Genomic DNA, 12,336 nt, shown 5'->3' with positions numbered 1-12,336 from the left:
CCGCAGCACAGGGCAACGGAGACAAGGGCCGCAGCCTCCAGCTGGACGAGTCCCCGGCCCCAGGGCTGGGTAGCCACAGCCCGGCACCGCCCTGCCTCGCGATCGGACTCGATCACCCTTCACCCCAGTACGGGTGATTTTCGCCCTACCTCTTGACGGTTTTCGGGCAACAATCCACACTTCCAGTCATGCCCGGTCATTTTCGGGCGATGGCGATCAGGAGTCAGTGATGCTTCCCGCAGAACGACATCGGCGGATCTCCGCCGTGGTGGACCGCGTCGGCACCATCAGCAGCGAGGATCTCGCCGAGCAGTTGCACGTCTCCGTGGAGACCGTGCGTCGGGACCTCGGACAGATGGAGAAGCGCGGTGCCCTGCGGAGGGTGCGCGGTGGGGCAGCGTCGTTCGCGGTGGTGCAGGGGGTCAGCGGTGAGGAGGCGTCGTTCGCCGACCGCTCCGAGTCGCAGACCCTCGCCAAAGCGGCCATCGGCAAGGCAGCGGCCAAGCTCGTCCTGCCCGGGATGACCGTGGTGATCGACGTCGGAACGACAGCCGTGGAGATCGCACGGGCCCTCCCGCTGGACTTTCGGGGCACGATCGCCACCCCCTCGCTCCTGGTGGCCCAGGTGGTCTCCGTACTTCCCCAGGTCTCGGTGCTGCTGCCCGGTGGGCGACTGCGCGCGGGGGATCTGGTGTGTTCCGGGCCGCAGACCGTGCACTTCTTCGCAGATATCTACCCTGACCTGGCCTTCCTTGGTTCCGGTGGCATCGACCACACCGCCGGGGTGACCGATTTCCACTTCGAGGAAATCGCCACCAAGAAGCAGATCCTGTCGTGCAGCGCCCGTACCTACGTACTGGCGGACGGCAGCAAGTGGGGACGGGTCGCCGGACATCGCGTCTGCGGGTTCGGGGACCTCACGGGGGTCATCACCGACACGGCGGCGGAGGACGACATCACCGCGGCCGTGAAGGACACCGGATGCGAGGTCGTGGTGGCGTGAGCGCCGCCTTAGCCCCCGTACGGTACATACCGATTGTTTTCCACCCTCCCAGCGAGCAGGGTTTCGAAAGGGATCACTCCTATGGCCACCCATGAGTCAGTGGACACCGGCGGCGCCAGACCCGGCGCAGGCGCACCGGACGAAAAGAAGGAGATGAAGCGGGAGCTCACCCGCTACGCCTCCTTCGCCATGGCCTTCGGCTTTGTGTCGATCGCCACCGGCATCTTCACCACCTACGGATCGGTGCTCAACAGTTCCGGCCCGCGCGGAATATTCGCCTGGCCCATCGCGGTCATCGGCCAACTCTCCGTGGCGCTCGTCTTCGGCGCCCTCGCCGCCCGCATCCCCATCAGCGGCTACGCCTACCAGTGGGTCTCCCGCCTGGTGAACCCCGTATGGGGTTGGATCATGGGCTGGATCTCCTTCTCCTTCCTCGGTGTGGTCGTCGTCGCCGTCGACTACACCATCGCGTCGACGATCCTCCCCGAGCTCCTCCAGTACCAGGGGACGCAGGAGAACGCATGGGCGATCACGGCCGTGGTGATCCTCGTCCAGGCGGTCCTGGTCGCGCTGTCCACCCGGGTCACCCACCAGGTCAACAAGACCGCGGTGACGATCCAGCTGATCGGCATGATCGGGCTGACCGTGCTGCTGTTCGTCGTCGGCGCGGCCTCCGGCAAGCTGGACTTCTCCACCCTCTTCCAGTCCGCTCCGGTGGCGGAGGCCGGCTACTACAGCCTCGGCTCGGCCGGTGAGGTCGGCCCGTTCGCGTTGGCGTTCCTCCTCGGCGCGTTCACCATCGTCGGCTTCGAGTCCGCTGCCAACCTCGCCGAGGAGACGCGCGACCCCGCCCGGGTGATCCCCAAGGCGATGGTGCAGGCCGTCCTCTCCCTCGGTGTCCTCGGCTTCCTCTTCCTGATCGCGGTGACCGCGCTCATCGAGGACCCGGTGAAGCTGGCCGAGTCGGCCACCCCGGTGGCCACCGTGATCACTGCGGTCCTCGGGTCGGGTGTCGGCAAGGCCCTGCTGGTCCTCGTCGTGGTCTCGATCTTCTCCTGCGGTCTGGTGATCACCATGAGCGGTACGCGCCTGGTCTGGGCGATGTCCCGCGACGAGCGCTTCCCCGGCTGGCAGTCCCTGCGGAAGATCAACGTTTCCCGGGGCACTCCGCTCAACGCCACGCTGTTCATCTTCGTGGTGGGCGAACTGGTGCTGGCATCGTTCGCGATGTCCACGGACGCCTTGTTCTCCCTCTTCTCCGCGGCCACCCTGTTGCCCGCGATCATCTACGCGGGCACCGTGCTGATGTACATCGTCAAGCGCAAGTCGCTGCCGCCGACCCAGGGCTTCTCGCTGGGTCGTTGGGAGATCCCCGTCATCGTGATCGCCTCCGTCTGGCTCGTCTACGAGTTGCTGATCTTCCGTGATGAGTCCTTCCGCGACCCGTGGCTGTACGTCCTCGTGCTGTTCGCCATCGGCGCCGTGTACTTCGCGTACCTGCTGGCCCGCCGCGGTGTCGCCGGGCTCACCATGCCCGACATGGCCGACGTCGACCGCACCCTCGACGCCGACGACACCACGACCGGAGCGGTCAAGACCCCGGTGACCTCGCCAGGGGAGGTGTCAGACCGATGACCGTGGTCCTCGCCATCGACCAGGGGACGTCCGGCACCAAGGCGGTGGTAGTGGACGCATCGGGCGCGGTGGCCGCCATCGCCGAAGCCGAACTGCGTCCCCGCTACGGCGACGGCGGTCTGGTCGAACAGGACCCGCGGGCGCTGCTCGCATCGGTCCTGGAAACCGGCCGCCGCGCCATCGCCGAGGCGGGGCTCCCGATCGACGTCGTCGCCCTGGCCAACCAGGGCGAGACGGTCCTGGCCTGGGACCCTGCGACCGGTACTCCGCTGTCGGAGGCGATCGTGTGGCAGGACCGTCGGGCGGAGTCGGTGGTCGCGGGGATGCGGCAGCACGCCGACGCCATCGCGGCCCGCACCGGTCTCGTCCTGGACTCCTACTTCTCCGCGCCCAAGATGACCTGGCTGCGCCGGAACGTGACGCGCGAAGGCGTCGTCACCACCTCGGACACCTGGCTCCTGCACCACCTCACCGGGGAGTTCGTCACCGACGCCTCGACCGCCAGCCGCTCCCTGCTGCTCGACCTCGACACCGTCGAGTGGGCACCCGACCTGGCCGACCTGTTCGACCTGGGAGGGGAGCGGCTGCCCCGGATCGCCGCCGGCGACGAGATCATCGGCACCACCGGGGCGTTCGGCGGTCGGATCCCGGTGGCGGGGCTGATCGTGGACCAGCAGGCGGCGCTCCTCGCCGAGAGTTGCTTCGACGCGGGCACCGCCAAGTGCACCTTCGGCACCGGTGCCTTCGTCCTCGCCAACACCGGCACCAGCCCGGTCCGCTCCACCTCGGGGCTGACCACGTCCGTCGCCTGGCGGGCCGCCGGGAACACCCCGTACTGCATCGACGGACAGGTGTACACGGCGGCTTCCGCGGTGCGTTGGATGCGGGACCTCGGGTTCATAGGGTCAGCGGCGGAGCTGGACACGGTCGCCGCGAAGGAGTCCGACGGCACCCTGTGCGTACCCGCCCTGGCGGGTCTCGCCGCGCCCTGGTGGCGACCCGACGCCACCGCCACCTTCGCCGGAATGACACTCTCCACCCGCCCCGGGCATCTGGTGCTCGCGGTGCTCCAAGGCATCGCCGCCCAGGTGGCCGAGGTGTGCCAGTCGGTGGCCGTCGACCTCGGCGCACCGCTGACCAGTCTGCGCGCGGACGGCGGCCTCACCCGCAGCCGTACCCTGATGCAGGCGCAGGCCGATCTGGCCCAGATGCCGGTGGAGATCTATCCCTCGGCCCACGCCACCCCGTTGGGCGCCGCCGCGCTGGCCCGACTCGCCCTCAACCCGGGCATGACGCTCCCGGAGGCCGTCGGCAGCTGGAAGCCGGCGGCGTTCTTCGAGCCGCAGTGGTCGGCGGATCGGGCAGCAGAGTTTCGCACGTCATGGACGGCGGTCGCCGAGACGGCCGTCCGCAAGGGAGATCTCACATGAGTCACACCCCAGGCAGCACCACTCCTGGGCGCGGTCCGGCTCCCGTTCACGACATCATCGTGATCGGGGGCGGGATCGTCGGATCCGCCATCGCCCGCGAACTCGCGGGACACGCGGTGTCCGTCGCACTGGTGGAGGCGCGCTCCGACATCGGGGACGGTACGAGCAAGGCGAACACCGCCATCCTCCACACCGGCTTCGACGCCACCCCCGGCACCCTCGAATCCCGACTGGTCGCCCGGGGGTACGACCTGCTCTCCGACTACGCCCGCGAGACCGGAATCCCGGTGGAACACACCGGGGCCATCCTGGTCGCCTGGAACGAGGAGGAACTCGCCGCGCTCCCCGCGCTCCGGGACAAGGCCGAGGCCAACGGCTATCACCACAGTCGGCTCATCGGTCCGGACGAGGTGTACGCCGAGGTCCCGGCGCTCGGCGAAGGCGTGCTCGGCGGGCTGACCGTGCCCGACGAATCGATCATCTGCACCTGGACGACCAATCTCGCCCTGGCCACCGACGCCCACCGGCGCGGCACGGACATCCTCCTCGATCATGCGGTCACCGCCATCACCGTCGCGGACGACATCACCACCCTGCACACGCGCGGCGGTGACGTCCACGGACGGTGGATCATCAATGCCGCAGGTCTCGGCGCAGACCGTCTTGACGCGCTCTTCGGGTACGACCGGTTCACTGTCACCCCGCGCCGCGGCGAGTTGTTCGTCTTTGACAAGTTGGCCCGCCCGCTGGTGGACCGCATCGTCCTTCCCGTACCCACCAAGCGGGGCAAGGGCGTCCTCGTCTCCCCCACCGTCTACGGCAATGTGATGCTCGGCCCCACCTCCGAGGACCTCACCGACCGCACCGCCACCGGGACCTCGGAAGACGGCTTCGCCTTCCTCCTCGGCAAGGGTGAACGGCTGATGCCGCGCCTGCTGGAGGAGGAGGTCACCGCCACGTACGCGGGCCTGCGCGCCGCCATCGACCGCTCGGATTACCTCATCGAGGCCGATGCAGACCAGCGCTATCTCCTCGTGGGCGGCATCCGCTCCACCGGTCTGACCGCGGGCATGGCGATCGCCGAGTACGTCGGCGAGATGCTGACCGCGTCCGGTGTCGTCCTCAAGGAACGCGACGCACTGCCACCGCCACCGGCAATGCCCTACATCGGCGAGGCGGGCGTACGTCCGTACGAGGACGCCGCACGGATCGCCGAAGACCCCGCGTACGGGGAGATCGTCTGCTTCTGCGAACGAGTGAGCGCCGGTGAGATCCGGGACGCCTGTAACGCTCCGCTGCCCGCCCGGACACTCGACGGGTTGCGCCGTCGCACCCGTGCCATGAACGGGCGCTGCCAGGGCTTCTTCTGCGGCTCCGCCGTCCAGCAACTCCTGAACGACCACACCGACCACGACACAGGGCGCGGCTGTGCCCGTCCGTGCCACGAGGTGACCTCCTGATGACCGACGCGCGTACCGAGCAAGCACCTCCCATGACCCTCACCCCTGACGTACTGGTCATCGGTGGCGGACCGGCCGGTCTCAGCGCCGCCGCGGCCCTCGCCCCCCGGGTCACCGGTGATGTCCTCGTACTGGACCGGGAGAAGGAGGCCGGGGGCATCCCCCGGCACAGCGACCACACCGGATACGGGCTGCGGGATCTGCACCGGGTGCTGACGGGGCCCGCATACGCACGCCGGCTCACCGAGACCGCGCGGCGGGCGGGTGCCGTCATCCATACCAACGCCATGGTCACCCACTGGGCATCGGGGCTGGCCGTGGACGTCACCAGTCCGCAGGGCCGGTTTCGGGTCGAGCCCCGGGCCGTGGTCCTCGCCACCGGAGCCCGCGAGAGGCCGCGCACCGCCCGGCGTATCCCGGGGGACCGCCCGGCCGGCGTCTACACCACCGGCCAGTTGCAGAACGCCGTCCACCTCCACCACCAGCGGGTGGGCGAGCGCGCCGTCATCGTCGGCGGTGAGCTGGTCAGTTGGTCGGCCGCGCTCACCCTGCGGGAGGCGGGTTGCTCGGTCGCCGCGATGGTCAGCCAGTACGAGCACACCGAGTCGTACGGTGCCTTCAACCTCGGCGGCAAGGTCGTCCTGGGCGTGCCGGTGATCAATCGGTCCCGCGTGGTGCGGGTGATCGGCAAGCCTCGGGTGGAAGGGGTCGAGATCGAGGACCTCGACACCGGTCGGCGTCAGGTACTCGCCTGTGACACGGTCGTCTTCACCGGTGACTGGATCCCCGACAACGAACTCGTCCGCACCGGTGACATCGCCCTGGACCCGCACACGCTCGGCCCCGTCGTGGACACCGCGCTGCGCACCAGCCGTCCCGGGGTGTTCGCGGCCGGGAACATGCTCCATCCGGTCGACACCGCCGACATCGCCGCGCTCGACGGTCGGCACGTCGCCGATCAGGTGGTGCGTTGGTTGGCCACGGACTCCTTCCCGCACTCCTCCCCCGCAGTGCCACTGCTCGCCGAGAAGCCGTTGCGTTGGGTGTCGCCCAGCCTGCTGCGTCCCGGTGACCCGGCTCCACCGCGTGGTCGACTGTTGTTGTGGACCGATGAGTTCATGCGCGTACCGCGGGTCACGGCCCGTCAGGGGGGTGAGGTCCTCTCCGAACGGCGGCTGGCCTGGCCCGCTGCTCCCGGCCGGGTGTTCCGGGTGCCGTGGTCCATCCTGCGGGGAATCAGCCCACACCGCGGGCCCGTCACCCTCACCGTGCGCTGATCGGTGCTCCTGCCCCGGGACGCATCGATGCGTCCGGGGCCGGGGCGGATGCGGACGACGGGACCCGTACCGGCATCGGGCGCTGGGCCAGGCCGCCGGGCGGACGCGGTGCACGTGCAGAGACGAAGACGCCGTTGACGTCATCAGGGAGATGGCGTCAACGGCGTTGCCGTGTGGGTCCGGGCGGCTGGGGTTCCGCCCGGACCGACCGCGGAATCAGGCGACGGGAGCCGGGTAGGTCGGGTACTCCACCCCGGACACATGCTGCACGACACGGATGACCTGGCAGGAGTAGCCGAACTCGTTGTCGTACCAGAGGTAGAGGATCGCGTTGTCTCCGTCGACCTTGGTGGCACCCGCGTCCACGATCGACGCGTGGCGCGAGCCGATGAAGTCGCTCGACACCGCGTCCGGGGCACTGGTGAAGTCGATCTGGCGCTTGAGCGGCGAGGTCAGCGACACCTGACGAAGGTGGTCGAGGACCTCTTCGCGGGTGGTCTCGCGGGCGAGCTGCAAGCTGAGGATCGCGATGGAGACGTCCGGTACGGGGACGCGGATCGAACTGCCGGTGATCTTGGCGTTCAGTTCCGGCAGCGCCTTGGCCACCGCGGAGGCCGCGCCCGTCTCGGTGATGACCATATTCAACGGCGCCGAACGGCCACGGCGGTCCGAGTTGTGGTAGTTGTCCAGCAGGTTCTGATCGTTGGTGAACGAGTGGACGGTCTCCACGTGCCCGCGCAGCACGCCGTACTCGTCCGCCATCGCCTTCAGCGGCGGGACGATGGCGTTGGTGGTGCAGGACGCACAGGAGAGGATCTGCTCATCCGGCTTGATCATGTCGTGGTTGACGCCGTGGACGACATTGGGCACGTCCCCCTTGCCGGGCGCGGTCAGGACGACCTTGGCGATGCCCGGCTGGAGGTGCTTCGACAGACCCTCGCGGTCGCGCCACTTACCGGTGTTGTCGATGAGGATGGCGTCCTTGATGCCGTACTCCGTGTAGTCCACGGACGTCGGATCGTCGGAGTAGATCACCTGGATCTCATTGCCATTGGCAATGATCTTGCCGCTCTCCTCGTCCACGGAGATCGTCCCGTTGAACTGGCCGTGGATGGAATCACGGCGCAGCAGCGAAGCGCGCTTGACGAGGTCCTGGCCGGCTCCCTTGCGGACAACGATGGCACGCAGCCGCAGACCGTTGCCGGACCCTGCCTTCTCGATGAGCAGCCGGGTGAGCAGCCGGCCGATGCGTCCGAAACCGTAGAGGACGACGTCGCGCGGCTCACTGCGTTCGATCTTGTTGGCGCCGGTGGCGCCGACGACGGCACGCGCGGTGAACTCCGCCACCGACAGCCCGTGACCATCGGTGCGGTAGGTCGCGGCGAGCATGCCGATGTCGATCTGGGACGGACCGAGATCGAGGGTGGTGAGTGCCTCAAGGAAGGGCAGCGTCTCGGTGACCGAGAGTTCTTCACCGGCGATCTGCCGGGCGAATCGGTGGGTCTTGAGGATGCTGACCACTGACTTGTTCACCAAGGAGCGGCTGTGCAGCAGAATCGTTACGTCCCGCTCCCGGTGTAGCTTGCCGATGATCGGAATCATCGACTCCGCGATCTCTTCGCGGTTCTTCCAGTTGATGAACGAGTCCTCGTTGACAGTCACAGATTCATCTTTCGAGCTAGGCGGCGCTCATATGCTAACCCGCCGCCGTTTTGATCATTCAGGCGGTGCCACCCGAGCCGGCTCGCACGATCGGGCCGTACGTGCAGATCAGGGCGGGAGCAGGGCCCGTTCCCCCGTCGTCCGGGCCCCTTTCCCGGCACCACTTCCGGGCCCCACTTACCCCAGGACCCCTCCCTGGGGCCGGAACGGCTACCCCCGCCGCAGCAGATACGTATCCATGATCCAGCCCTTGCGTTCCCTCGCCTCGGCACGCAGTCGCTCGATGCGATCCGATACGTCCGCAAGCCGACCTGAGACGAGGATCTCGTCCTTCGTCCCCACGTACGCGCCCCAGTAGATGAAGAGGTCCTGATCCAGATGGCGGGTGAACGCCTGGCGCGCGTCCAGCATCACCACCACGTCGTCCACGTCCTCGGGCCACCCCTCGGCCAACCGGCGGCCGGTGGTGATCTGGACCGGGCGGGCCACCCTGTTCAACCCGGTGCGGTGGCGCGCCAGCAATGCCGAGACACTGCTGATCCCGGGCACCACCTCATGGTCGAATGCCACATTGCCCCGGCGCAGCACCTCCTCCAGGGACCCCAGGGTCGAGTCATAGAGGGAGGGGTCGCCCCAGACGAGGAAGGCACCGCACTCGTCTTCCGCCAGGTCCTCCGCGATGAACCGTTCGAACAGGTCCGCGCGGCGGCGACGCCAGTCCTCGACCGCCGGGGCGTAGTCGGACGTCACCCGGTCGCGCTCGGGGTCCCGCCCCTCGACCAGTCGGTAGGACCCGTCCTCGACGTGCGCATCGAGGATGTCCCGCCGCAGTTGGATCAGGTCTGACTTGTCCTCGCCCTTGTCGAGGATGAAGAACGCGTCCGCGGCGTTCAACGCCTTCACGGCCTGGAGCGTCAGTTGGTCGGGATCACCCGATCCAATACCGATGACATAGATTTTCCTCACCCGCCGAGTCTGCCTCACGCGCGCCGCCCATCGGTCCCCAGGGTGATGTCGCCGCCAAGTACTGCGCCCTCCTCGGCCCACGGGGCACCGGCTGCCCCTATCCTCCCGCTATGCGTGTCGCCCTCTTCGTCACCTGCCTGAACGACGCCCTGTTTCCCGCCACCGGTGTCGCGACCGTGAAGCTGCTGGAGCGCCTCGGTGTCAGCGTGGACTTCCCCACGGCGCAATCGTGCTGCGGACAGCCCCATTTCAACACCGGCTACCGAGGCGCCGCGGAGAAGCTCGTCCAGCACACGGCACGCGCCTTCGCGGACTACGACCATGTCGTGACCCCCTCGGGCTCCTGCGCCGCCATGGTCCGTGAGCAGTACCCGCGGTGGGGGGAGACCTCCCTGGCTTCGCGGACCCACGAGCTCACCGAGTTCCTCGTCGACATCCTCAAGGTCACCGATGTCGGTGCGTACTTTCCACACACGGTCACCTATCACCCCTCGTGTCATGGATTGCGCACCTTGCGCCTCGGGAGTCGGCCGCACCGGCTGCTGCAAGCGGTCAAAGGGCTGGAACTGCGGGAACTACCAGGCGCCGAGGAGTGTTGTGGATTCGGCGGTACCTTCGCCGTGAAGAACGCGGCGGTGTCGACCGCGATGGGGCAGGACAAGATCCGTAGCGCTCTCGCGACCCGCGCCGAGGTGCTCTGTGCCGCCGACAACTCCTGTCTGATGCACCTCGGCGGTCTGATCCGTCGCCAGGACGAGCCACTGCGCCCCCTCCACATCGCGGAAATCCTCGGTTCCACCGAAGAGGACCCCTATCGCCCCGAGGAGCCCACCTCATGAGTGCCGCCTTCCTGGGGATGCCACCGTTTCCCCGAGCGGCCGAGGAGGCCGTGCACAACACCATCCTCCGCGCCAATCTGCGCCACGCGACCCATACGATCCGCGCCAAACGCGCCAAGGCAGTCGCCGAACTGTCCGACTGGGAGCAGCTGCGGGAGGCGGGACGGCAGATCAAGGACCACACCCTGCGCCATCTCGACCGCTATCTGATCCAGTTGGAGGCAGCGGTCACCGAGGCAGGCGGCACGGTCCACTGGGCCGCCGACGCCACCGAGGCCAACCGCATCGTCGCCGACCTGGTGAAGGCCACGGGCGAGACCGAGGTGGTCAAGGTCAAGTCGATGGCCACCCAGGAGATCGGTCTCAACGAAGCACTCGCCGCGGAGGGCATCACCGCGTACGAGACGGATCTCGCCGAACTCATCGTCCAGCTCGGTGATGATCGGCCCTCCCACATCCTGGTCCCGGCGATCCACCGCAACCGCGCCGAGATCCGTTCGCTCTTCGCCGATGAGATGGGCAAATGGGGCAGGGCGGCGCCGCACGGGCTCACCGATTCCCCGGCCGATCTCGCCGAGGCCGCCCGTCTCCATCTGCGGGAGAAGTTCCTCCGAGCCCGCGTCGGCATCTCGGGGGCCAACTTCATGGTCGCCGAGACCGGCACGCTCGTCGTCGTCGAGTCCGAGGGCAACGGGCGGATGTGCCTCACGCTCCCCCGCACCCTGATCTCCGTCGTCGGCATCGAGAAGACCGTGCCCACCTGGCGGGACCTGGAGGTCTTCCTCCAGACGCTGCCGCGCTCCTCCACGGCCGAGCGGATGAACCCCTACACCTCGCTGTGGACGGGAACCACTGACGACGACGGGCCCCGCGAGTTCCACCTGGTCCTCCTCGACAACGGTCGCACCGACGTACTCGCCGACGAGGTGGGACGCCAGGCCCTTCGATGCATCCGCTGCTCGGCCTGCCTCAACGTCTGCCCCGTGTACGAACGAGCCGGAGGTCACGCGTACGGCTCCGTCTATCCCGGCCCGATCGGGGCCATCCTCACGCCCCAACTCCGGGGGACCGGCAGCGCGATCGACGCCTCACTCCCCTATGCGTCCACGCTGTGCGGTGCGTGCTACGAGGTGTGCCCCGTCGCCATCGATATCCCCGAGGTCCTGCTCCACCTGCGTGGACGCATCGCCGAACGAGGCGGGCCCGGCCATCGTGTCGAGCGGGCCGCCCTCGCTGCCACCGGCTGGGTCCTGCGTCATCCGACCGTACTGGCGGTGGCCGAGAAGTTGGCCACGGCGACGCGTGGGCTGCACCCGCGCAGACCACCCGGCAGCGGCGCCTGGACCGCGAGCCGCGAACTGCCCGACGTACCGGCCCGGTCCTTCCGCGACTGGTGGCAGGAGAACCGCCGATGACCGACACCTCCCGCGAGCGCATCCTCTCCCGTATCCGGGCAGCGGTCGACCGGGCCCAGGACGTGCCCCCGCCCGAGCGCGACTACCTCATCACCCACACGAGCGACGACCCGATCCAGAACACGGAACTGCTCCAACGCAATCTCAGCGACTACCGGGCCGTGGTTCACCGGGTGACACCACCCGGACTCCCCGGCCTCATCGCCGAACGCCTGGCCGCCCACCGCGCGAGGTCGATCGTCGTCCCCGACGCGGTGCCCGACTTCTGGCTGAGCGCCTCCACCGTCGCCCGCCACCGGGACGAGGGACCCTTGACCCCCGCCGTACTCGACACCGTGGACGCGGTGCTCACGGGTTGCGCGCTCGCCGTCGCGGAGACCGGCACCATCGTGCTGGACGGCGGCCCTGACCAGGGACGCAGGGCCCTGACCCTCATCCCCGACCTCCATATCTGTGTGGTCCGGGCACCCGACCAGATCGTGTCGTCGGTGCCACAGGCCCTGCCCCTGCTGTCCCCGAGCGCCCCGCTGACGTGGATCTCCGGCCCCTCAGCCACCAGTGACATCGAACTGGACCGGGTGGAGGGAGTACACGGCCCGCGCAGACTGGAGGTCATCCTGCTGGGTGCCGTCCCCTAGTCCGTTTTGTG

General features: G+C 68.5%; 10 protein-coding genes. 8 read left to right on the top strand and 2 right to left on the bottom strand.

The window, feature by feature from the left end; genetic code table 11:
* The first annotated feature begins 229 nt into the window (after positions 1–229).
* The 5 genes from ACFXJL_RS22060 to ACFXJL_RS22040 all read left to right on the top strand — a co-directional run bounded on the left by ACFXJL_RS22060 (position 230) and on the right by ACFXJL_RS22040 (position 6,805).
* Positions 230–1,003, top strand: a complete 774-nt coding sequence (locus ACFXJL_RS22060; protein ID WP_384638329.1) for a DeoR/GlpR family DNA-binding transcription regulator — start codon at positions 230–232, stop codon at positions 1,001–1,003.
* 81 nt (positions 1,004–1,084) lie between these two features.
* Complete coding sequence (locus tag ACFXJL_RS22055; protein WP_358879627.1) at positions 1,085–2,638, top strand: amino acid permease; 1,554 nt, start codon at positions 1,085–1,087, stop codon at positions 2,636–2,638.
* On the top strand, positions 2,635–4,068 hold the full coding sequence (locus ACFXJL_RS22050; protein ID WP_384694897.1) for an FGGY family carbohydrate kinase: 1,434 nt from the start codon (positions 2,635–2,637) through the stop codon (positions 4,066–4,068). Before ACFXJL_RS22055 ends, ACFXJL_RS22050 begins: the two co-directional genes overlap by 4 nt.
* Positions 4,065–5,528, top strand: a complete 1,464-nt coding sequence (locus ACFXJL_RS22045) for an NAD(P)/FAD-dependent oxidoreductase (RefSeq protein WP_384694895.1) — start codon at positions 4,065–4,067, stop codon at positions 5,526–5,528. The genes ACFXJL_RS22050 and ACFXJL_RS22045 overlap by 4 nt, the downstream gene beginning before the upstream one ends.
* Entirely contained in the window at positions 5,528–6,805 is a 1,278-nt protein-coding gene (locus ACFXJL_RS22040; RefSeq protein WP_384694894.1) for an NAD(P)/FAD-dependent oxidoreductase, read from the top strand. The genes ACFXJL_RS22045 and ACFXJL_RS22040 overlap by 1 nt, the downstream gene beginning before the upstream one ends.
* Before the next feature lie 216 nt (positions 6,806–7,021).
* Here the strand turns inward: ACFXJL_RS22040 and ACFXJL_RS22035 are convergent, their stop codons facing one another.
* A complete protein-coding gene (locus tag ACFXJL_RS22035; RefSeq protein WP_358879631.1) occupies positions 7,022–8,467 on the bottom strand; it encodes a glyceraldehyde-3-phosphate dehydrogenase in 1,446 nt (481 codons plus the stop codon).
* Positions 8,468–8,677: 210 nt separating this feature from the next.
* The gene (cobF, locus tag ACFXJL_RS22030; protein WP_384638345.1) at positions 8,678–9,433 is read right to left on the bottom strand and encodes a precorrin-6A synthase (deacetylating); all 756 of its coding nucleotides are present in this window, start codon (positions 9,431–9,433) and stop codon (positions 8,678–8,680) included.
* Positions 9,434–9,543: 110 nt separating this feature from the next.
* Between cobF and ACFXJL_RS22025 the strand changes: the two genes are divergently transcribed.
* From ACFXJL_RS22025 to ACFXJL_RS22015, 3 genes are read left to right on the top strand one after another with little or no spacing between them, the layout of a single operon-like run.
* On the top strand, positions 9,544–10,272 hold the full coding sequence (locus ACFXJL_RS22025) for a (Fe-S)-binding protein (RefSeq protein WP_384638348.1): 729 nt from the start codon (positions 9,544–9,546) through the stop codon (positions 10,270–10,272).
* On the top strand, positions 10,269–11,687 hold the full coding sequence (locus ACFXJL_RS22020) for a lactate utilization protein B (RefSeq protein WP_384694890.1): 1,419 nt from the start codon (positions 10,269–10,271) through the stop codon (positions 11,685–11,687). Before ACFXJL_RS22025 ends, ACFXJL_RS22020 begins: the two co-directional genes overlap by 4 nt.
* The gene (locus ACFXJL_RS22015) at positions 11,684–12,325 is read left to right on the top strand and encodes a lactate utilization protein C (protein ID WP_384694888.1); all 642 of its coding nucleotides are present in this window, start codon (positions 11,684–11,686) and stop codon (positions 12,323–12,325) included. Before ACFXJL_RS22020 ends, ACFXJL_RS22015 begins: the two co-directional genes overlap by 4 nt.
* The last annotated feature ends 11 nt before the right edge of the window (positions 12,326–12,336 follow it).

It is taken from the genome of Streptomyces sp. NPDC059256, from assembly GCF_042753785.1.
In the GTDB taxonomy this organism is placed as follows: Bacteria; Actinomycetota; Actinomycetes; order Streptomycetales; family Streptomycetaceae; genus Streptomyces.
Note: the sequence above shows the minus strand (reverse complement) of the source record. Positions and strands in the feature narration are given on the sequence as shown.